Source organism: Bacillus sp. AMCV2, assembly GCF_056033925.1.
On sequence record NZ_JBVYIB010000002.1, the window covers coordinates 1,454,460 to 1,475,260 of the forward strand.

Genomic DNA, 20,801 nt, shown 5'->3' on the forward strand with positions numbered 1-20,801 from the left:
ATTTTTAGCTGTAAGGTCAGACTAGTAAAAAGAGGAGGTCAATTCTTATGTTTAAAGCATTATTCGGCGTTCTTCAAAAAATTGGGCGTGCGCTTATGCTTCCAGTTGCGATCCTTCCGGCTGCGGGTATTTTGCTTGCGATCGGGAATGCGATGCAAAATAAGGACATGATTCAGGTCCTGCATTTCTTGAGCAATGACAATGTTCAGCTTGTAGCAGGTGTAATGGAAAGCGCTGGGCAGATTGTTTTCGATAACCTTCCGCTTCTTTTCGCAGTAGGTGTAGCCATCGGGCTTGCCAATGGTGATGGAGTTGCAGGGATTGCAGCAATTATCGGTTATCTTGTAATGAATGTATCCATGAGTGCGGTTCTTCTTGCAAACGGAACCATTCCTTCGGATTCAGTTGAAAGAGCAAAGTTCTTTACGGAAAACCATCCTGCATATGTAAACATGCTTGGTATACCTACCTTGGCGACAGGGGTGTTCGGCGGTATTATCGTCGGTGTGTTAGCTGCATTATTGTTTAACAGATTTTACACAATTGAACTGCCGCAATACCTTGGTTTCTTTGCGGGTAAACGTTTCGTTCCAATTGTTACGTCAATTTCTGCACTGATTCTGGGTCTTATTATGTTAGTGATCTGGCCTCCGATCCAGCATGGATTGAATGCCTTTTCAACAGGATTAGTGGAAGCGAATCCAACCCTTGCTGCATTTATCTTCGGGGTGATTGAACGTTCGCTTATCCCATTCGGATTGCACCATATTTTCTATTCGCCGTTCTGGTATGAATTCTTCAGCTATAAGAGTGCAGCAGGAGAAATTATCCGCGGGGATCAGCGTATCTTTATGGCGCAGATTAAAGACGGCGTACAGTTAACGGCAGGTACGTTCATGACAGGTAAATATCCATTTATGATGTTCGGTCTGCCTGCTGCGGCGCTTGCCATTTATCATGAAGCAAAACCGCAAAACAAAAAACTTGTTGCAGGTATTATGGGTTCAGCGGCCTTGACATCCTTCTTAACGGGGATCACAGAGCCATTGGAATTTTCTTTCTTATTCGTTGCTCCAGTCCTGTTTGCGATTCACTGTTTGTTTGCGGGACTTTCATTCATGGTCATGCAGCTGTTGAATGTTAAGATTGGTATGACATTCTCCGGCGGTTTAATTGACTATTTCCTATTCGGTATTTTACCGAACCGGACGGCATGGTGGCTTGTCATCCCTGTCGGCTTAGGGTTAGCGGTCATTTACTACTTCGGATTCCGATTTGCCATCCGCAAATTTAATCTGAAAACACCTGGACGCGAGGATGCTGCGGAAGAAACAGCAGCACCTGGGAAAACAGGTGAAGCAGGGGATCTTCCTTATGAGATTCTGCAGGCAATGGGTGACCAGGAAAACATCAAACACCTTGATGCTTGTATCACTCGTCTGCGTGTGACTGTAAACGATCAGAAAAAGGTTGATAAAGACCGTCTGAAACAGCTTGGCGCTTCGGGAGTGCTGGAAGTCGGCAACAACATTCAGGCTATTTTCGGACCGCGTTCTGACGGGTTAAAAACACAAATGCAAGACATTATTGCGGGACGCAAGCCAAGACCTGAACCGAAAACATCTGCTCAAGAGGAAGTAGGCCAGCAGGTTGAGGAAGTGATTGCAGAACCGCTGCAAAATGAAATCGGCGAGGAAGTTTTCGTTTCTCCGATTACCGGGGAAATTCACCCGATTACGGATGTTCCTGACCAAGTCTTCTCAGGGAAAATGATGGGTGACGGTTTTGCGATTCTCCCTTCTGAAGGAATTGTCGTATCACCGGTTCGCGGAAAAATTCTCAATGTGTTCCCGACGAAACATGCGATCGGCCTGCAATCCGACGGCGGAAGAGAAATTTTAATCCACTTTGGTATTGATACCGTCAGCCTGAAGGGCGAAGGATTTACGTCTTTCGTATCAGAAGGAGACCGCGTTGAGCCTGGACAAAAACTTCTTGAAGTTGATCTGGATGCAGTCAAACCGAATGTACCATCTCTCATGACACCGATTGTATTTACAAACCTTGCTGAAGGAGAAACAGTCAGCATTAAAGCAAGCGGTTCAGTCAACAGAGAACAAGAAGATATTGTGAAGATTGAAAAATAAGGGTGTTAGTACGCCGTGCTTGTCAGATGACAAGTACGGTTGTATGATATAATATTGTGAAGTAATAAAGCTTTAAGTTAAAAGGAGAATGATAAAAATGGCACAAAAAACATTTAAAGTAACTGCAGATTCTGGAATCCATGCTCGTCCTGCGACAGTTCTTGTACAAACTGCTAGCAAATACGACGCTGACGTTAATTTAGAATATAACGGCAAAACAGTTAACCTTAAATCTATTATGGGTGTTATGTCTTTAGGTATCGCTAAAGGCGCTGAGATCACAATCTCTGCTTCCGGAGCTGACGAAAACGATGCTCTTAACGCTTTAGAAGAAACAATGAAAAGCGAAGGACTCGGCGAGTAATGCAAGAATTAAAAGGGATTGGCGCTTCAGCCGGCATCGCGATTGCAAAAGCATACCGGCTTGAAGAGCCAGATTTAACGGTTGAAAAGAAAAACATCTCTGATTCTGAAGCGGAAGTAAGCCGTTTTGATGAAGCGATTGCACGTTCAAAAGAAGAGCTCGAAAAAATCAAAGAGCACGCTTTGAAAGAACTGGGTCAGGATAAAGCTGATATTTTTTCTGCTCACCTTTTAGTTCTCAGTGACCCTGAGCTTCTGAACCCTGTGAAAGAAAAAATCAGCACTGATTCAGTGAACGCTGAATTCGCTTTAAAAGAAACGTCTTCTATGTTCGTTACTATGTTTGAATCTATGGACAACGAATATATGAAAGAGCGTGCGGCAGATATCCGCGATGTAACAAAACGCGTAACCGGCCACCTGCTTGGCGTCGAAATTCCAAACCCAAGCATGATCTCAGAAGAGGTTATTATTGTAGCTGAAGACTTAACACCGTCTGACACAGCTCAATTAAACCGTGAGTTCGTAAAAGGATTCACTACTGATATCGGCGGACGCACATCTCACTCTGCCATCATGGCACGTTCTCTTGAGATTCCAGCAGTTGTTGGAACGAAAGCGGCTACAGGCACGATCCAAAACGGCGTGACTGTTATCGTTGACGGTATCAATGGCGATGTCATTATTGACCCATCTGCGGAAACTGTAAAAGAGTATGAAGAAAAACATAATGCTTATTTGGCTCAAAAAGCTGAGTGGGCGAAGCTTGTCAATGAACCGACTGTCTCAAAAGACGGACATCATGTAGAGCTTGCAGCGAACATCGGTACTCCTGATGATGTAAAAGGTGTTCTTGAAAACGGCGGAGAAGCAGTTGGCCTTTACCGTACAGAATTCCTTTACATGGGAAGAGATCAGCTGCCTACAGAAGATGAGCAGTTTGATGCTTACAAAACGGTTCTTGAGCGTATGGAAGGAAAATCAGTTGTCGTGCGGACACTTGATATCGGCGGAGACAAAGAGCTTCCTTACCTGCAGCTTCCTAAAGAAATGAACCCGTTCTTAGGATACAGAGCGATTCGTCTTTGCCTTGAAGAGCAAGAAATCTTCAGAACACAGCTTCGCGCGCTGCTTCGTGCAAGTACATACGGAAACTTGAAAATCATGTTCCCTATGATTGCGACAGTTAACGAATTCAAAGAAGCAAAAGCGATCCTTCTTGAAGAGAAAGAAAAGCTCGTAAAAGCGGGACAGGCTGTATCTGATGATATTGAAGTCGGTATGATGGTTGAAATTCCGTCAACTGCAGTCATCGCTGATCAGTTTGCTAAAGAGGTTGATTTCTTCAGTATCGGAACAAACGATTTGATCCAATACACAATGGCAGCTGACCGTATGAATGAACGTGTATCTTATCTGTATCAACCATACAACCCGGCAATCCTTCGCTTAATTACACTAGTAATTGAAGCAGCACACAAAGAAGGAAAATGGGTTGGCATGTGCGGAGAAATGGCAGGAGACGAGATTGCGATTCCTATCCTTCTCGGCTTAGGCTTAGATGAGTTCTCAATGAGCGCAACGTCTATCCTTCCGGCAAGAACACAAATCAGCAAATTGTCTAAACAAGAAGCTGAGTCATTCAAAGAGAAAATCTTATCTATGAGCACGACAGAAGAAGTTGTCGCGTTCGTAAAAGAAACATTCAAGTAATGTACAAAAACCAGACGGCCTCCGGCCTGTCTGGTTTTTTTCATAAGTAAGGGTATAGAAGGACACAATAACATGGCTAGGAGGGATAGTATGTCAAACCAATTTAACGCAGGAGATACTGTTTATGTGATCTACAGAAATCCGCACGCCGCCAATGTAGCCCACATAAAGGAAGCCGAAATTGTGCACCATCCATACCATGAAGGCGAGCTTTCCCTGTTTATTTATGAAACCTATCATCCGTTCGCAGAGGACGATGCTGTGTTTGCAAGCTATGAAGAAGCTAAATCGCTTTACAAAGAACTCTTTGATATTGATCCGTATGAGTAACAAGGAAATCATTACAACTCATATCCTTTCCGCCTAGTGAGAAAAGTAACGTTAGTAAAGGAAAAGGATGTGGCATCATGCAGAACCCATTTGTTCCGCAGCTTGTATATATAGAACCGAGGGCGCTGGAATATCCGCTAGGCCAAGAATTACAAGATAAATTTGAGAATATGGGCATTGAAATCAGAGAAACAACATCCCACAATCAGGTGCGTAATATTCCTGGGAAAAATCATCTTCAGCAATATCGCAATGCGAAATCAACTTTAGTTATCGGTGTCCGGAAAACATTAAAGTTTGATTCATCCAAACCCTCGGCTGAGTATGCTATTCCGTTTGCAACAGGTTGCATGGGGCATTGTCATTACTGCTACCTGCAAACAACCATGGGATCAAAGCCGTATATCAGAACTTATGTAAACGTCGAAGAGATTTTGGATCAGGCAGATAAGTATATGAAGGAGCGCGCACCAGAGTTCACAAGGTTCGAAGCATCATGTACGTCAGACATTGTAGGAATTGATCATCTGACACACACGCTGAAGCGCGCCATTGAACATTTTGGCCAAAGTGATCTCGGAAAGCTCCGATTTGTAACGAAATTTCATCATGTCGATCACCTATTAGACGCAAAGCATAACGGGAAAACGAGATTCAGATTCAGTATTAATGCCGACTATGTGATTAAAAACTTTGAGCCGGGAACTTCACCTCTTGATAAGCGGATAGAAGCGGCAGTAAAAGTTGCAAAAGCAGGCTACCCGCTAGGCTTTATTGTTGCTCCGATTTATATTCATGAAGGCTGGGAAGAAGGATACAGACATCTGTTTGAAAAGCTTGATGCTGCTTTGCCGCAGGACGTTAGACATGACATAACGTTTGAATTAATTCAACACCGTTTTACAAAACCGGCCAAACGAGTGATAGAGAAAAATTATCCGAAGACGAAGCTCGAATTAGATGAAGAAAAGCGCCGTTATAAATGGGGCCGTTACGGGATCGGAAAATATATTTATCAGAAAGATGAAGAGCATGCACTTCGAGAAGCACTTGAATCCTATATTGATACCTTTTTTCCTAACGCGAAAATTGAATATTTCACTTAAACGGGCTGTTGTGATCAACAGCTCTCTTTTTATAAAAAGGATTTTTCCATTCCATCAAAACGCCGTAATTCAATGATTCTTTATCCTCTATATAATTGCTGACTACACGAATAGGTGAACGCCCGCAACGGAGGAGAAAGGACAGCACAGGGTCGTTTTTCCTGCCTTCCATCACATCTTCAACGTACTGAACAGCGCTGATCTCGTGTGCGTATTTATGATATAAAGGAATGCGGCCGCCGCCGAGAAGGCGCTCCAGTCTCTTATCAACAGTCAGCTCATACATCGTATTCATCAGCCATTTTCCGATTCCAAGCTTTCGATAATGAGGAGAAACAGAAATATCCACTACATATAAAGTATTTCCTTGAGGTTCATGGTTTTTAATCGATCCGTTGTCTGTTGCTTGTGCCCATGTATGATCAGGAGATTCAGGCTCAAATTGTACAATAAGAGCAGTCATGGAACCGACAATTCTGCCATTGATAAACGCGCATAATGCGCCTTCCGGAAAGGTTTTGATATGGCTGTCAAGCTGGTCCTCTGACCACAGCAATTCCTGGGGAAACGGAGGAGGGAAACATTCTTTTTGAAGAGAAATCAGCCTCTCGATGTCAGTCTCAGTGTAGTTTCTGATGGTCAGAGCCTCAAATTTTCTGCCGTTGTGCACATACATTTGTTTTAGTATGATCATCACTCTCCTTATGTTGTTTCATTATAAAGAAGATTGAATTTTTAGTAAATATATTCCGATTTTCTTATAATTTATTTTTTGATTATTCATTTTTCAAACAAAAGGGCCGATATAGAAATTAGGAGGGGATTGGTTTGTTTAAAAAACTTCACATGAAGATTGCTGTTTTTGTTTCGATTATGTTAATCGTCACAGTTGTTCTTTTAATGCTGTCTTCTTATTTGACGCTAAAACCGATGATTACAGAGGATGGGAAAAATACAACTCAAAACGTGACGCAGTCACTTGAACAAAATATTGAATTGCAATTAAAGAGTTATGCCATTTCGTTATCAAGATTGGCTAATGGGGAATTAACGCATACATTTGTAACGAAACCAAGTAAAGAAGCTGCTCGGCTGTTTCACGATGACATTAAGCAAATCAAAGATAACGATGATTATGTTGCGATGGCTTACATAGGCACCGCAAAAAAAGAAATGTTTACATATCCAAAAGCGGATTTCGCTGAGGATTATGATCCAACATCAAGACCGTGGTATAAGCTTGCAGCTGAAACCCCGGATCAAGTTGTTTGGACGGAACCTTATAAAGATGTCGTGACTGGAGATATGATTGTTACTGCATCGAAAGCAATCTTAGACGGGCAAAAAGTGATAGGGGTTGCCAGCTATGACTTGAAACTCTCTGCTATCCAGAGTATGGTCAATAAACAAAAGGTGCCTTACAATGGATTTGCCTTTTTAGCTGATGAGAGCGGCAATCTTTTAGCCCATCCGTCAAATCAAGGAAAAAATATATCAAAGGATCAAACACTGCAAACCATCGCATCCGAGAAACAAGGGATACAAGATGTGAATGGGAAAATGGTTGTGTACCAAACGATTGGCGAAACGGGCTGGAAGGTCGGAACACAATTTGATACCGATCAATTAATGTGGATTTCAGATAAAATGAATCGGGCAAATCTTTGGATATCATTGATTGCGCTCATCATAACAATTATTCTCAGCTACTTCCTGGCCAAAACGATAACCGGTCCGATACAGCAGCTGATCGCAAAAACGAAAGCTGTTTCCGCAGGCGATTTAACAGTGCGCGCGGAATCAAAATCCAAGGATGAAGTCGGTATTTTAACAAGAGACTTCAATCTGATGGTTGAAAATATGAAGGAGATGGTTGAGCAAGTGAGACTCTCTTCAGGGAAAGTATCTGACACCTCTGAACAATTAACGGCTGTCTCTGCCGAAACAAATGAAACAAGCGGACAAATTGCAAAAGCGATTGAAGAAGTAGCCGCAGGGGCATCGGAACAGGCTTCTGAAGTTGAAACCATTAATGAAAAATCGGAAAGCCTGTCAACGAAAATCAGGCAAATCGCTGAGGAGGCAGGCGGAATTAAAGAACGCTCAAAATCGTCCGAGGATGCAAGCTATAAAGGACTTGACGCGCTCGGCCAGCTGCTGATGAAATCAAACGAAGCCAATATGGAAACGAAAAAGGTTGAAACGATGCTACTGGATTTGGAAAATCAAACTAAGAATATTGAAGAAGTCGTTACAGCGATTTCAAACATATCTGATCAAACCAACTTGCTTGCCTTAAATGCCAGTATTGAGGCAGCCAGAGCCGGAGAAAGCGGGCGCGGTTTTGCCGTCGTAGCCGATGAAGTGCGGAAGTTAGCTGAGCAATCAGCCCTTTCTACAAAGCATATCAGCGAGACTGTGAAGCTTATCCAGCTTGAGACAAAAGAGGCCTCTCACGCGATGGTTGAGGCAAGCAGAATGAATGATGAACAAAACAGTGCAATTCACGAAACTGGAGAGGTATTAAATACGATAACTGCAGAAATGCAGTCACTGGTACAAGGTATTGATCACATTTACGCGGAAATTCAAAGAATGAGTGAAGAACAGCTTGCGATATCTGAAGCTATTCAAAGCATTTCAGCCATATCACAGGAATCAGCTGCCGCAGCAGAGGAAGTGAACGCATCAACCGATGAACAGCTTGTCACCCTTGATAAAGTCAAACACTCAACGGAAACACTAAAACATGCAAGCCAAGAGCTTATGAACACAATTGCAAAATTCACATTGTAATCCAATTACATCCCCAAACATCATTTGTTTTGGGGATTTTTTATTTTATAAGATGAATAGATATGGTAGTCTAAAAAATGAAGGAAAAATGATAAATTTTAACTAAAATCAAAACGAAACATCTGGGAGGAATGACCTTGAAAAAAACAATTGGTTTTATCGGTCTTGGAGTGATGGGAAATAGCATGGCATCACATATTCTGAATGACGGCCACCCTATTTTGGTGTACACCCGGACAAAAGAAAAAGCAGAAAGCATACTTCAAAAAGGCGCGATCTGGAAAGATACGGTCAAAGATCTTTCGAACGAAGCGGATGTTATCATCACAATGGTCGGCTATCCCAGTGATGTTGAAGAAGTGTATTTCGGAAGCAATGGAATTATTGAAAACGCAAAAGAAGGCGCATATCTTATTGATATGACGACATCTAAGCCTTCGCTTGCGAAGAAGATTGCTGAAGCGTCCAAAGAAAAAGCATTGTTCGCTTTAGACGCTCCTGTTTCCGGTGGAGACGTCGGTGCACAAAACGGAACACTCGCGATTATGGTCGGTGGAGAAAAAGAAGCTTTTGAAGCCTGCATGCCGATTTTCTCTTTAATGGGAGAGAACATTCAGTATCAAGGACCGGCTGGAAGCGGACAGCATACCAAGATGTGCAATCAGATTGCAATTGCAGCCGGTATGATCGGTGTTGCTGAAGCGATGGCTTATGCCCAAAAATCAGGCCTAGAGCCGGAAAATGTTCTGAAAAGCATCACAACGGGCGCAGCCGGAAGCTGGTCATTGTCAAATCTTGCTCCCCGTATGCTGCAAGGCAACTTTGAACCGGGATTTTATGTGAAGCATTTTATTAAGGATATGGGAATTGCACTAGAGGAAGCAGAATTAATGGGGGAAGAAATGCCAGGCTTGTCGCTCGCAAAATCCTTATATGACAAGCTCGCTGCACAAGGTGAAGAAAACAGCGGTACACAGAGTATCTATAAGCTCTGGGTGAAATAAAAAAAGATTGCCTGTACGAAACAGGCAATCTTTTTTTATTATTTTCCGATGAATTGTTGTGTCCAGATGCTTCCAGACTCAACGTAGCCAACACCGATGTGAGTAAAGTTAGGGTTTAGAATGTTTTTTCTGTGTCCTTCACTGTTCATCCAAGCTTTTACTACTTCTTCAGGTGTCTTTTGGCCCTTAGCAATGTTTTCACCTGCTGTTTTGTAGCTGATTCCGAAAGATTTCATCATATCAAACGGTGAGCCGTAAGTTGGGCTTTGGTGATCAAAGTAGTTTTTGTCTTTCATATCCTGAGATTTTGCGCGTGCGGATTTGCTTAACGTTTCATCAATTTGAAGCGGTTTTAAGCCTTGTTTTTGTCTTTCTGCATTTGTAAGCTCAACAACTTTTTTCTCATATGCACTTACAGATGAAGGTGCAGATGTTGTTGTGTTTGTTTTTTCAGCAGTTGCGGGTGCTTTAGAAGCAGTGTTTTGATCAGCAGCTGCTTTTTCAGTAGTCTTTTGTGCAGGTTTTGCCGTTTCTGTCTTTTGAACATCCTGAACTTTCACGTTAGATTGCTTCGCATGTTTTTGAAGAAGCTGTTTAATCTCTTTTTCGTTTGCAGCGTTTAACGTTTTGACATTTGTGTTAATATGCAGTTTTTTCACTGCATCGTTAAGTGACATGTTTTGTACTGTGTTCCCCGTTTTTACTGTAACCACAGGCTGGCAGGAGAGTTCTTTCGCTGATGCTTGCTGTACGCCCCCGAATGTGAATAATCCAACCGCAGCGGCAGCAGATAAAATAAATGCTTTCTTCATTAGTTCGTAACCTCCTAGAGTTGTTTGTTTCTACAGAAAAATCATAACATAGCTTTTTTGTCATAAAGATTCCAGCACTTTCCTTTGACAAATAGAGATTGTCATTTTCGTAAAGTAAATCCGTTGAATCACTAAGAATAAGGGAATCATCGGTATATATGATTTTATCGTACCGTTACATAGCTTCCTTTTTTTTGAACCGTTAGTTATATTTTAATGTGTTTTTATATTGACAGCTTTTTTTACTCCTTTTCGCTGTAACAACTATTACAAAGGTGTTACAATTAATCTCAGTATATGTAAATATATTGAATGATTTGAGAGGGGTAACCAGAAGTGACTGAAATAGGACGTGAACCAAAGAAAAAGAGCAAAGGAAACAGAGCAATCAGAATGAATCTTTTTTTCCTAGCTGTCTTTGTTCTATTCACTGCATTAATTTTTAAGCTCGGGGTTGTTCAAATTGTTGAAGGCGAACAGCATGAAGAAGACGCTGAGAAATCAAATGCAAAAACAGCTTACTATCCTGCGCCTCGCGGGAAGATGTACGACAGAAACCAGAAAGTTGCTGTCGACAACCAGAGCGTTCCAGAAATTGTGTATGTATCAACATCTAGCACAAAAACAGAAGATAAAATCAAAACAGCGAAGCGGCTTGCTTCTTTCATTCATATTGATACCGAATTTTTGAAGGAAAGGGATCTTCGTGATTACTGGATCGCAGCTCATCCGAAAAAAGCCGCCGCTCTGCTTAAGGAATCAGAAAGCAATCTGAAAGGAGACCAGGCATACAAGCTTCAAATAGAGCGTGTTCCGGATCAAGAATTAAAGGCTATTCAGCAAGATGACGAAGAAATGGAAACTGCTGCGATATATACAAGGTTTTCAAGCGGAAATGCTTACGAACCTCAAATCGTAAAGGCAATGAATCCAAATAAGAGCAATAGCAATGGAAAAAACGGAGCGCTGCTTGATGAGAAGAAAAACTCCTCGCAAAGACCAAAAAATGACTTAACATATGATGAAATTTCCATTGTTTCTGAGCATTTAGAAGAACTTCCGGGAATCGATATCGTAAACGATTGGACACGAAAATATCCTTATGACAAAACCCTTTATTCTGTTTTCGGGGGCGTCACGACACCTGATCAGGGCCTGCTGAGCGACCGGAAAGATTTCTACTTAACAAGAGGCTATGCGAATAATGACAGGGTGGGAAAAAGTTATTTAGAGTATCAATATGAAGAATATTTAAATTCGCATAAAGAAAAAGTGGAATACGTAGAAGATAATAAAGGAAATGTCGTCAGCCAAAAAACCATTGATAAAGGCAGCAGGGGATACGATCTTCAGCTTTCTTTTGACATGGAGCTTCAGGCAAAGGTAGAAAAGATCATTGAAGAAGAAGTAAGAAACAGCCGTGCACGCGGAAATTACATGCTTGACAGAGCCTTTGTCGTGATGATGGACCCGAATAACGGCGATATTTTATCGATGGCAGGGAAAAAGATAGATTTAAAAACCAACAAAATTGAAGATTATGCGATAGGGGCATTTACCACCCAATATGAAATGGGATCAGCAGTAAAGGGGGCCACCGTGCTAGCCGGCTATCAGGACGGGATCCCGCATTATAAATATTTTGTTGACATGCCACTGTATTTTGCAGGAAACGGTAATAAGCCTAAGAAGTCGTATATGAATATGGGAACTATTAATGAATTAACGGCATTGCAAAAAAGCTCAAACGTATACATGTTTAATGTCGCCATGCACATTGCCGGTGTCACATACAAGCCGCATGGACCTCTTCCTGCTGACCAGAAGGATTTAAACAAAATGAGAAATTACTACAGCCAATTTGGCCTGGGAGTAAAGACAGGTATTGATCTTCCGCAGGAATCAGCCGGAATGCAAACTACACCTGATGCGGTAGGGGGGTTAATTTTAGACTTGGCCATTGGACAATACGATACATATACACCGCTTCAAATGGCACAGTACATCTCATCAATTGCCAATGGGGGCTACCGTGTGCAGCCAAGAATTGTTACAAGTATCCATGAGCCCAGCAAAAAAGAAGGCCTTGGGAAGACCATTGAACAAAGAAAGCCAAACATTCTCAATAAAATTAATAACTCAGAAAGTGACATTCAGCAGGTGAAGACTGGAATGAAGCTAGTTACCACTTCGGGAACAGCTAGAAATACGTTTGCAGAGGATGTTTCCGGAAAAACTGGAACTGCTCAAACATTTTATTACGGAACAAATCGTAATTGGTGGGGAAAAAGCACGTACAATCTAACATTTGTCGGCTATTATCCATCAAAAAATCCAAAAGTGGCATTCAGTGTTGTTGTCCCTTCTGTAGCGAACGACCACGACCCGATCAACAAACTCATTGCCAAAAGAGCTATCCACGCCTACGCAGAGCTCGAAAAAAAACACAGTAAAAAATAAAAAACAGGGTGCACAACTAAAAGATTGTGTGCCCTTTCTTTTATTCAAAAATTGACGTTCACCATAAGAATAGAAGGAGAATACTCATTTTCTAGCGAATCATACTAGGTAAAAGTCAATCTGTATATGTCGAAACACGATGATCATGCAAAGGAGGGATTCTGTGGAACAGGATACGCAGCATGTTAAACCACTTCAAACAAAAACCGATATTCATGCAGTCTTGGCCTCTAATGGACGCATCATTTATATATCTGCCAACTCCAAACTGCATTTGGGCTATCTCCAAGGAGAGATGATCGGATCATTCCTCAAAACGTTTCTGCATGAGGAAGACCAATTTTTGGTTGAAAGCTATTTTTATAATGAACATCATCTGATGCCGTGCACCTTTCGTTTTATTAAAAAAGATCATACGATTGTGTGGGTGGAGGCTGCGGTAGAAATTGTTACGACAAGAGCTGAGCGGACAGAACGGGAAATCATTTTGAAAATGAAGGTTCTTGAAGAAGAAACAGGCCATCAATCCCTAAACTGCGAAAAACATGAAATCGAACCTGCAAGCCCGGAATCGACTACATATATAACGGATGATTATGAACGGTTGGTTGAAAATCTCCCGAGTCCGCTATGCATCAGTGTCAAAGGCAAGATCGTCTATGTAAACAGCGCGATGCTTTCAATGCTGGAAGCCACAAGCAAGGATGCTATTATTGGTAAATGGTCCTATGAATTTATTGAAGAAGAATATCATGATATCGTGAAAAACAGGATTATACGAATGCAAAAAGGAATGGAAGTCGGAATGATTGAACAGACGTGGAAAAGGCTTGATGGCACACCTGTTCATTTAGAAGTGAAAGCATCCCCGACCGTCTACAAAAACCAGCAGGCTGAGCTGCTGCTGCTGATCGATATCTCTTCAAGGAAAAAATTCCAAACCATCCTGCAAAAAAGCCGTGAACGATATCAGCTGCTGATTCAAAATTCCATTGATACCATTGCGGTGATTCACAATGGAAAATGGGTGTTTATGAATGAGTCTGGAATTTCCCTGTTTGAAGCGGCTACCTATGAGGACTTAATTGGCAAAAACATATACGATCAGCTGCATCCTTGCGATCACGAGGATGTAAAAGAGAGAATCCAAAATATCGCTGAGCAAAAAACAGAATCAGAAATTGTCAAGCAATCCTGGTTCACCTTTCAGAACAGGGTCATCTATACGGAGATGGTCTGCATTCCGACGACCTTTTTTGGTGAAGCGGCCGTCCAGGTCATTCTTCGGGACATCTCAGAGAGAAAGCAAACAGAAGAATTGATGCTGAAATCGGAAAAATTATCAATCGCAGGCCAGCTCGCGGCGGGAATCGCCCACGAGATCCGCAACCCGCTTACAGCGATCAAAGGATTTTTACAGCTGATGAAACCGACAATGAAAGGAAACGAGCATTACTTTGATATTGTGTTTTCTGAACTCAGCCGCATTGAATTAATACTCAGTGAACTGCTCATGCTGGCGAAGCCTCAGCAAAATGCTGTCAAAGAATATTTGAACTTGAAAAAATTAATTGGTGAGGTCTCAGCCCTGTTAGAAACACAGGCAAATTTAAATGGCATTTTTATCAGAACCAGCTATGAAAAAGACAGCATTTATATAAACGGGGATCAAAACCAATTAAAGCAGGTATTCATTAATTTAATCAAAAATGCAGTTGAATCAATGCCTGATGGGGGAACAGTAGACATTATCATAACCGAAGATGAGCATTCTGTTCATGTTACTGTCAAAGACGAAGGGGAAGGTATACCTGAAAAGGTACTAAACCGGATTGGAGAGCCATTTTTAACAACAAAAGAAAAAGGTACGGGGCTTGGATTAATGGTGACATTTAATATCATTGAAAACCATCAGGGAGTTATACATGTGGACAGCCATCCTGAAAAAGGCACAGCGTTTAAAATTTCATTTCCAAAAAAATAAAACAACGGCTTAAACGCCGTTGTTTATCGTCTGCATTGCTTCACGTTTTTTTAATACAAATAATTCTAAACGGTCCAGGCCTTCTCTCAGTGTGTCCAGCGAGTACGCAAAAGACAATCTTACATATCCTTCACCATATGATGAGAACGAGCTACCCGGCACGAGTGCCACGCCAGCGTCTTCCAAAAGAGCCATACTAAAATCAAATGAAGTCATTCCAAATGATTTAATAGAAGGGAAGATATAAAACGCACCGGACGGTTTAACTACGTCAAGTCCCATGGAAACAAGACGGTCATAAACATAGTCCAGACGTTTTTTGTATTGTTCTCTCATAATCAATGCGTCGTCAAAGCCGTTTGTGACAGCTTCAAGCGCGGCTTTTTGAGAAATGGATGAGGCGCACGACACATTGTATTGATGAACCTTTAAAATGTGCTTTGCAATGTCTTTCGGTGCGAATAAAAATCCAATTCTCCAACCAGTCATGCTGTGTGATTTTGACAAGCCGTTAATGACAATTGTTTGATCCCGCAAATGGTTTGCGATGGAGTAATGCGGTCTGTCATATGTTAATTCACTGTATATTTCATCGGACAATACGAAGACATTTCTGCCTTTTAAAAGGGCTGCGATGCTTTTCAGTTCTTCTTCAGATAAAGTCACGCCGGTAGGATTTGACGGATAAGGAAGCACGACACACTTAGTGTTGGGTGTCAGAGCATCTTCAATCAGCCGGGCGGTAAGCTTAAAGCCGTGTGACGTAGTATCAACAATGACAGGCTTGGCCCCGCACAAATTGATAATAGGTTCATAGCCCGGATAAATAGGCCCTGGCATAATGACTTCATCACCGGGAGATAAAATCGTCCGGAATGCAGCATCAATGGCTTGGCTTGCGCCTGTTGTGATGATAATTTCAGATTCAGCATCATAGTTGAAATCCGCTTTTTTCTTCATATAAAGCTGCACAGCTTGTCTCAGCTCCAGGTAGCCGGCATTCGGAGTATATGACGTCACGTTTTCATCAATGGCTTTTTTTGCGGCAGCTTTCACATGATGCGGTGTGAAAAAATCAGGCTGGCCGATTGTAAGTGAAATGACGTCTTCGTGTTGGGCTACAAGATTCGAGAATTTGCGTATTCCTGAAATTTCGATCTCTCTTGCTTTCGGATTCAGCAAATGTTCCATAATTCATCACCTTAACAAATATAATGAGTTTATCCTATTTTACCACTAGCTGATCATTTGTCACCTTTTTAACTGATATATTTCGATTGTATGCGCCTTTTTTCTAAACATACCTTTCTTTTCAGAAAAAAAGAAGACAACCAGCGATTTGATTGTCTTTATTGTATCATGTTCTATTATTGTTTATATGTGCCAATTTCATTAATAGCCATAATCAAAATGAAGGTCTTCGTGCCAAATCAGATACGGAGGATGCTCTTCTTGAAGGTCAGCTGATTCTTTCTTCATATTCAGGTAAGTTTCTTCACTGATATCCTCTAAAACAGTCATTTCGTTTTCTTTAAATATTACTAAGGTACCCATTATTTACACCCTTCTTTGGAAAAATCCTTGACTATTTTATCACTGTTAGTTGGAAAGTCAATGGTTATTAGGAAAAAAGTTTCTTTTTTGAGGAACTCAGTTTGCTGCCTTCGGAATTTGATTTTGAGGAGCTGCCATTCACTTTTTACAAATTACGCCGATATATACAGTACAATACTGAATGCGAATAGCGAGGGATTGAATTGTCGTTACAACAATACGAGATTTTATTGGATTCTGGTACAAATGAATTAGAAATTGTGAAGTTTGGTGTGGGTGAAAATGCTTTCGGAATTAACGTCATGAAGGTAAGAGAAATTATTCAGCCTGTCGAGGTGACATCAGTGCCTCACTCCCATCAGCATGTAGAAGGAATGATTAAACTCAGAGGAGAAATCCTCCCTGTGATCAGTCTCTTCTCATTTTTTGGAGTAGAGCCTGAAGGATCAAAAGATGAGAAATATATCGTGACTGAATTTAATAAACGGAAAATTGTTTTTCATGTCGGCTCTGTGTCTCAAATTCACAGAGTATCCTGGGAAGCGATTGAAAAGCCGACATCGTTAAATCAAGGAATGGAGCGGCACCTTACCGGGATTATTAAGCTTGAAGACCTGATGATCTTTTTGCCTGACTATGAAAAAATTATTTATGACATTGAATCAGATTCAGGTGTTGACACGTATAATATGCATACCGAGGGCTTCGATGAAAGAAGAACTGATAAAAAGCTAATCATTGTAGAGGACTCACCGCTTTTGATGCGCCTCTTGCAGGATGAATTAAAAGAAGCAGGGTACAACAATATCGCTTCGTTTGAAAATGGAAAAGAGGCATATGAATACATTATGAACCTTGCTGAAAACGAAACTGATTTATCAGAACAGATTGATATGATCATCACTGATATTGAAATGCCAAAAATGGACGGACACAGGCTCACAAAGCTGTTGAAGGAAAATCCGAAAAGCTCAGATGTGCCGGTTATGATTTTCTCATCGTTAATTACGGATGATCTGCGTCACCGCGGTGAAGTTGTAGGGGCAGATGAGCAAATCAGCAAGCCTGAGATCAGTGATTTGATTAAAAAAGTGGATACGTATGTTATCGAATAAATAAAAACAGCCGTTGCCAGAAAGAGGCACGGCTGTTTTTATTTTAAAAGTAACTCTCGCCAAGTTTTTTAAAGACCGGTTTATGGTAAGCTGGCTGCTGGCGATTTGGCACTAGCGGCTTTTCTTTCATGCCGACATATTCTTGCAATAGGTGTTTCGCTTTTGTTAAAGACATTTGAGCTTTAGGATTTCGGTACGATTGATTAAGTGTACCTAAATGCGGAAGATGTTCGAAGTCTTCTTTAGTTGGAGGCATGTGAAAATAGTAGTCTCCGATTGAGATAAGCACGTCCGATTGCTGTTGGCTGAACCTTGGATTTTTTGAAAAATGAAGCCCTATTTTCTTTCCTTTACCTTCTTTGACAAGCTTTTGCAAAGCCCGTTTTTTCAGCAGATATAGGTATTTAGGGTTGGGGGCGGTTTTTGCATGGCGGTTCACAGTGTAAACTGCTTTTGAAAGATTTTCTACGGTTGGCTGCAGATCTTTCGTATATGCATGGTCGTCCATTATTTCTCTCCTTTGCTCTTATCAATTTCTATATGTTTAGATTATACTTTTTTAAAGTTGAAATGCAAATATTGAATGTAAAAATGCGCTTTTTTCTAAGAAAAAAAGCGCATTTTTAACCTGCATTATACAGATCTTGCCTTCTTTTTCGGCTGTTCTTGAAATGCTTCCTGAACATTCACTTCCACAGCCTGAGCACTGTATTTTGGCAGTGCAATAAAATAAAAAATAAAAACGAGCAGGATAATAACACCCATGCCGTAATAAAGATAATCAATGTTTGAAACAAACTTAGGGAATAACAGTGCGACTAAGCCAAGTGTCAAAGACTGTGCAAACATCATAAAAGGGTCCTGCATGCCGCTTACACGTCCCATCAGTTTTGGATGAACAATTTTGGGCATCCACCCTCCGATTGCAATGTTGATCGGTCCGATGCACATTCCCAGTGCAAAAGCTGCCGCGTAATATACCCATAAAATATTGGTGTAGCCGAGGACGAAGATCAGCAAACCTGCAATGAAAATCGGTATCGACATTAAAAAGTGCGGCTTCACTTTTTTAGAGATGATCGTGCCGATTACGCTTCCTGCCAGAAGCCCAAACCCGAGTGCGATCGTAAATACAGACGTATGCCACTCATATCGGTCAGGAGCCAATCCATATTTCATTGTAAACATCGGCAATACGGCGAATCCTCCGTTGACAAATCCAAAAATGAAGAAGCCGAAAATAAGAGATGCCAGCAATTTGTTTTTTAAAATATAGAGGATGCCTTCTCTAAAGTCATTTATTGAATCCTTAACAGAAGTCTTTCTCCAGCTGAATGCACCGTTTGGCTGTCGGGCTTCTTTTGGAATCCGGCAGCTGCGGATCAGCAGCCCGGAAATGATAAAGCTGACAAAATCAAGAATAATGGCGCCTTCAATACCGATGGTGTTGTACATAAACGCGCCTATACCGACTCCAAACACCATAAAAATGCTAAAAAGCATCTGATTAAGCCCTGCGGCTTTCGCATAATGCTCCTTCGGCAGAATGGCTTGTACCAAACTGTTTTCTGCCGGAAAGAAAAACTTTGTTACAGCGCTTCTGATAAATAAGATACAAAAAACAAGAGGAATATTGCCGGTAAATAAAGTGAAAAAAAGGACGACAGTCAGGCCTGCTCTGATCCAATCACAATTTTCTGCCACCTTTTTTCTGTCAAACCGGTCCGCGACGACTCCCACGATCAGAAATACAAATATGGTCGGAAGAGAATACATCAGCTCCGCCAAGGTCGTATATGAAGGCTGGCTGCTGAATCGGTCCAGCAAAAAAAAAGCAAAGGCCATGTTGCCTACTGTCGTGCCCATTTGAGAAGCGAGTGCTGCGAAAAATAGACGAACAAAATTACGATTTTTAAATATATCCATAAAAACGCTCCTTACCCTAAAGGTCCCACTTTATCATATTATAAACCGCCTGTTTTTGAAACAAATAAGAAAACATTACCGGTTAATCGTGACTCTTGTTCCGTTTGGCACAATTGAAGCAAGTTCGATCACGTCCTTGTTATGCATGCGAATGCAGCCTTTAGAAACAGCCTTACCAATCGAAGCGGGATTATTCGTCCCATGTATTCCGTAGTGCTGCTTTGAAAGGCTCAGCCAATAAGCGCCAAATGGGCCCCCGGGATTGCGCTGGCGGTTAATAATGTAAAACTCGCCAGTAGGCGTTTGCGTTAGTATTTTACCAACGGCGATGGGATAGGTTTTCATTACCCGATTATTTAGGAACAGCGTAAGGGTCTTCGCTCCGATTGAGACTGCGATATGATACGGAATTGTATAAGGGTCCGGCAGTCCGGGGATGACTATGGACTGTCCCGCGGTGAGCCTTGCCTGCAGTGACGGATTAGCCTGGAGTAATGCAGCCGTGCTGATTCTGAAATCAGCCGCGATGCTGTTCAGTGTATCACCTTGCTTCACCTGGTACGTAAGCAGTTTCCTCATCCTCCTTTTTTACTTATAAGTATTGATGAGGAGCCCATCCTGCTACATTAATTTGTGCTTTTTAAGGTGAAGACAGTGATTTCAGGCTTGGCCAGAAACCGCAAAGGCAGCCTGGTCATCCCGAGGCCTCGGTTTACGTAAATATGAGTGCTGCCCGTTTGATACATTCCCTCTGTGTAGACTTTTCCATATGGAGGCGTAATAATCGGTCCGTAAAAAGGCAGCTGAATCTGGCCGCCGTGTGTATGGCCGGAAAGCTGAAGGTTCACGGGATAATCTGTTGTTTTCAAGGCCGCATCAGGTTCATGGACGAGAAGAATGGAAAAAAGTCTGTCGCTCAGCCTTGAAAGGGTGCCTTCATAATCTGGGTTTCCCAGCATTAAGTCATCAAGCGAAGCAATCTCGATTTTGCTGCCATCTGCGAGTGACAATGTTTGATAGCCATTGCGATATACCGTGAAACCGCCGGCCGTCATCAGGCTTTTGTAAACGGCAGTTCCATAGCCTCCGTGATCATGATTGCCGTAAATACAAAGCTTGCCGAAGGGAGCATTAAGCTTTCTCAATAATGGAATGACTGCCTGGTGGTGCTGGTACGTATCAGGATTATCGATGATATCACCTGTAAAAACAATGAGATCAGGTTTAGATTCATTAATTGTAAAAATGACAGTTTTTAAATCTTCGAGAGTAAAGTAATCACTCAAGTGTGTATCACTGAACTGCACGATTTTAAAACCGTCAAATCCGTGCGGAATGAGAGAGCTTTTTATTGTGTGTTCGGTTGTCTCGATCATATGCGGCTCGAGATATCTGGCATAGCCATATCCCCCGCCGGCCGTTAAAGCCCCGGCAGCAAGAGCGCCGAACATTCCTTTTAGAAATTGTCTTCTGGACATCTTTTTCATTTCA

The 20,801-nt window shown here is 41.7% G+C and carries 18 protein-coding genes; 10 read left to right on the top strand and 8 right to left on the bottom strand.

Features of this window, described 5'->3' with window-relative positions; genetic code table 11:
- The first annotated feature begins 47 nt into the window (after positions 1 to 47).
- From ptsG to splB, 5 genes are all read left to right on the top strand, one after another.
- Complete coding sequence (gene ptsG, locus AC0OMA_RS07735; protein WP_003244661.1) at positions 48 to 2,147, top strand: PTS glucose transporter subunit IIABC; 2,100 nt, start codon at positions 48 to 50, stop codon at positions 2,145 to 2,147.
- A 97-nt stretch (positions 2,148 to 2,244) separates the two neighbouring features.
- Entirely contained in the window at positions 2,245 to 2,511 is a 267-nt protein-coding gene (locus AC0OMA_RS07740; protein ID WP_003154654.1) for a phosphocarrier protein HPr, read from the top strand.
- Positions 2,511 to 4,223: a phosphoenolpyruvate--protein phosphotransferase gene (gene ptsP / locus AC0OMA_RS07745; protein WP_003218638.1), complete on the top strand. Its 1,713-nt coding sequence runs from the start codon at positions 2,511 to 2,513 to the stop codon at positions 4,221 to 4,223. The genes AC0OMA_RS07740 and ptsP overlap by 1 nt, the downstream gene beginning before the upstream one ends.
- Positions 4,224 to 4,313: 90 nt before the next feature.
- Positions 4,314 to 4,553 (top strand): splAB operon transcriptional regulator SplA, encoded by a 240-nt coding sequence (gene splA / locus AC0OMA_RS07750; RefSeq protein ID WP_003218644.1) that lies wholly within the window; start codon positions 4,314 to 4,316, stop codon positions 4,551 to 4,553.
- A 77-nt stretch (positions 4,554 to 4,630) separates the two neighbouring features.
- On the top strand, positions 4,631 to 5,659 hold the full coding sequence (splB, locus tag AC0OMA_RS07755; RefSeq protein WP_003245173.1) for a spore photoproduct lyase: 1,029 nt from the start codon (positions 4,631 to 4,633) through the stop codon (positions 5,657 to 5,659).
- On the opposite strand, the gene AC0OMA_RS07760 is transcribed toward splB, so the two are convergent.
- Positions 5,652 to 6,353, bottom strand: a complete 702-nt coding sequence (locus AC0OMA_RS07760) for a GNAT family N-acetyltransferase (protein WP_041517836.1) — start codon at positions 6,351 to 6,353, stop codon at positions 5,652 to 5,654. The genes splB and AC0OMA_RS07760 overlap by 8 nt on opposite strands.
- A gap of 134 nt (positions 6,354 to 6,487) precedes the next feature.
- Between AC0OMA_RS07760 and mcpC the strand changes: the two genes are divergently transcribed.
- Together mcpC and AC0OMA_RS07770 are read left to right on the top strand one after the other, a co-directional pair.
- Positions 6,488 to 8,455 (top strand): methyl-accepting chemotaxis protein McpC, encoded by a 1,968-nt coding sequence (gene mcpC, locus AC0OMA_RS07765; protein ID WP_322839587.1) that lies wholly within the window; start codon positions 6,488 to 6,490, stop codon positions 8,453 to 8,455.
- A 137-nt stretch (positions 8,456 to 8,592) separates the two neighbouring features.
- Positions 8,593 to 9,459 (top strand): NAD(P)-dependent oxidoreductase, encoded by an 867-nt coding sequence (locus AC0OMA_RS07770; protein WP_181219052.1) that lies wholly within the window; start codon positions 8,593 to 8,595, stop codon positions 9,457 to 9,459.
- Positions 9,460 to 9,497: 38 nt separating this feature from the next.
- Here the strand turns inward: AC0OMA_RS07770 and AC0OMA_RS07775 are convergent, their stop codons facing one another.
- Positions 9,498 to 10,271, bottom strand: a complete 774-nt coding sequence (locus AC0OMA_RS07775; protein ID WP_015383529.1) for a CAP domain-containing protein — start codon at positions 10,269 to 10,271, stop codon at positions 9,498 to 9,500.
- 336 nt (positions 10,272 to 10,607) lie between these two features.
- Here AC0OMA_RS07775 and AC0OMA_RS07780 point away from each other — a divergent pair, with 336 nt between their 5' ends.
- Both AC0OMA_RS07780 and kinA read left to right on the top strand, forming a co-directional pair.
- A complete protein-coding gene (locus AC0OMA_RS07780) occupies positions 10,608 to 12,731 on the top strand; it encodes a peptidoglycan D,D-transpeptidase FtsI family protein (RefSeq protein WP_043857405.1) in 2,124 nt (707 codons plus the stop codon).
- A 163-nt stretch (positions 12,732 to 12,894) separates the two neighbouring features.
- Positions 12,895 to 14,715, top strand: coding sequence for a sporulation histidine kinase KinA (gene kinA / locus AC0OMA_RS07785; RefSeq protein WP_474222015.1), 1,821 nt, complete (start codon positions 12,895 to 12,897; stop codon positions 14,713 to 14,715).
- 9 nt (positions 14,716 to 14,724) lie between these two features.
- On the opposite strand, the gene AC0OMA_RS07790 is transcribed toward kinA, so the two are convergent.
- Both AC0OMA_RS07790 and AC0OMA_RS07795 read right to left on the bottom strand, forming a co-directional pair.
- Positions 14,725 to 15,906 carry an aminotransferase A gene (locus AC0OMA_RS07790; RefSeq protein WP_015252196.1) on the bottom strand — a complete coding sequence of 394 codons (1,182 nt, stop codon included), beginning with the start codon at positions 15,904 to 15,906 and terminating at the stop codon, positions 14,725 to 14,727.
- 201 nt (positions 15,907 to 16,107) lie between these two features.
- On the bottom strand, positions 16,108 to 16,269 hold the full coding sequence (locus tag AC0OMA_RS07795) for a hypothetical protein (protein WP_003245246.1): 162 nt from the start codon (positions 16,267 to 16,269) through the stop codon (positions 16,108 to 16,110).
- A 203-nt stretch (positions 16,270 to 16,472) separates the two neighbouring features.
- Here AC0OMA_RS07795 and cheV point away from each other — a divergent pair, with 203 nt between their 5' ends.
- Positions 16,473 to 17,384, top strand: coding sequence for a chemotaxis protein CheV (cheV, locus tag AC0OMA_RS07800; protein WP_014476655.1), 912 nt, complete (start codon positions 16,473 to 16,475; stop codon positions 17,382 to 17,384).
- A 43-nt stretch (positions 17,385 to 17,427) separates the two neighbouring features.
- Here cheV and AC0OMA_RS07805 read toward each other — a convergent pair whose 3' ends face one another.
- From AC0OMA_RS07805 to AC0OMA_RS07820, 4 genes are all read right to left on the bottom strand, one after another.
- Positions 17,428 to 17,892 (bottom strand): YkyB family protein, encoded by a 465-nt coding sequence (locus tag AC0OMA_RS07805; RefSeq protein ID WP_003232406.1) that lies wholly within the window; start codon positions 17,890 to 17,892, stop codon positions 17,428 to 17,430.
- A gap of 125 nt (positions 17,893 to 18,017) precedes the next feature.
- Positions 18,018 to 19,310 (bottom strand): MFS transporter, encoded by a 1,293-nt coding sequence (locus AC0OMA_RS07810; protein ID WP_014479656.1) that lies wholly within the window; start codon positions 19,308 to 19,310, stop codon positions 18,018 to 18,020.
- Between the two features lie 75 nt (positions 19,311 to 19,385).
- Positions 19,386 to 19,880 (bottom strand): L,D-transpeptidase family protein, encoded by a 495-nt coding sequence (locus AC0OMA_RS07815; protein ID WP_080467397.1) that lies wholly within the window; start codon positions 19,878 to 19,880, stop codon positions 19,386 to 19,388.
- 56 nt (positions 19,881 to 19,936) lie between these two features.
- Positions 19,937 to 20,797: a metallophosphoesterase gene (locus tag AC0OMA_RS07820; protein WP_047182545.1), complete on the bottom strand. Its 861-nt coding sequence runs from the start codon at positions 20,795 to 20,797 to the stop codon at positions 19,937 to 19,939.
- Between the last annotated feature and the right edge of the window lie 4 nt (positions 20,798 to 20,801).

What these genes read in the sequence shown, in the direction of transcription:
- AC0OMA_RS07775 (WP_015383529.1), bottom strand. Translation starts at nt 10,271, where the DNA reads ATGAAGAAAGCATTTATTTTATCTGCTGCCGCTGCGGTTGGATTATTC.
- AC0OMA_RS07740 (WP_003154654.1), top strand. Translation starts at nt 2,245, where the DNA reads ATGGCACAAAAAACATTTAAAGTAACTGCAGATTCTGGAATCCATGCT.
- ptsP (WP_003218638.1), top strand. Translation starts at nt 2,511, where the DNA reads ATGCAAGAATTAAAAGGGATTGGCGCTTCAGCCGGCATCGCGATTGCA.
- splA (WP_003218644.1), top strand. Translation starts at nt 4,314, where the DNA reads ATGTCAAACCAATTTAACGCAGGAGATACTGTTTATGTGATCTACAGA.
- AC0OMA_RS07760 (WP_041517836.1), bottom strand. Translation starts at nt 6,353, where the DNA reads ATGATCATACTAAAACAAATGTATGTGCACAACGGCAGAAAATTTGAG.
- ptsG (WP_003244661.1), top strand. Translation starts at nt 48, where the DNA reads ATGTTTAAAGCATTATTCGGCGTTCTTCAAAAAATTGGGCGTGCGCTT.
- AC0OMA_RS07820 (WP_047182545.1), bottom strand. Translation starts at nt 20,797, where the DNA reads ATGAAAAAGATGTCCAGAAGACAATTTCTAAAAGGAATGTTCGGCGCT.
- AC0OMA_RS07805 (WP_003232406.1), bottom strand. Translation starts at nt 17,892, where the DNA reads ATGGACGACCATGCATATACGAAAGATCTGCAGCCAACCGTAGAAAAT.
- AC0OMA_RS07790 (WP_015252196.1), bottom strand. Translation starts at nt 15,906, where the DNA reads ATGGAACATTTGCTGAATCCGAAAGCAAGAGAGATCGAAATTTCAGGA.
- AC0OMA_RS07795 (WP_003245246.1), bottom strand. Translation starts at nt 16,269, where the DNA reads ATGGGTACCTTAGTAATATTTAAAGAAAACGAAATGACTGTTTTAGAG.
- splB (WP_003245173.1), top strand. Translation starts at nt 4,631, where the DNA reads ATGCAGAACCCATTTGTTCCGCAGCTTGTATATATAGAACCGAGGGCG.
- AC0OMA_RS07810 (WP_014479656.1), bottom strand. Translation starts at nt 19,310, where the DNA reads ATGGATATATTTAAAAATCGTAATTTTGTTCGTCTATTTTTCGCAGCA.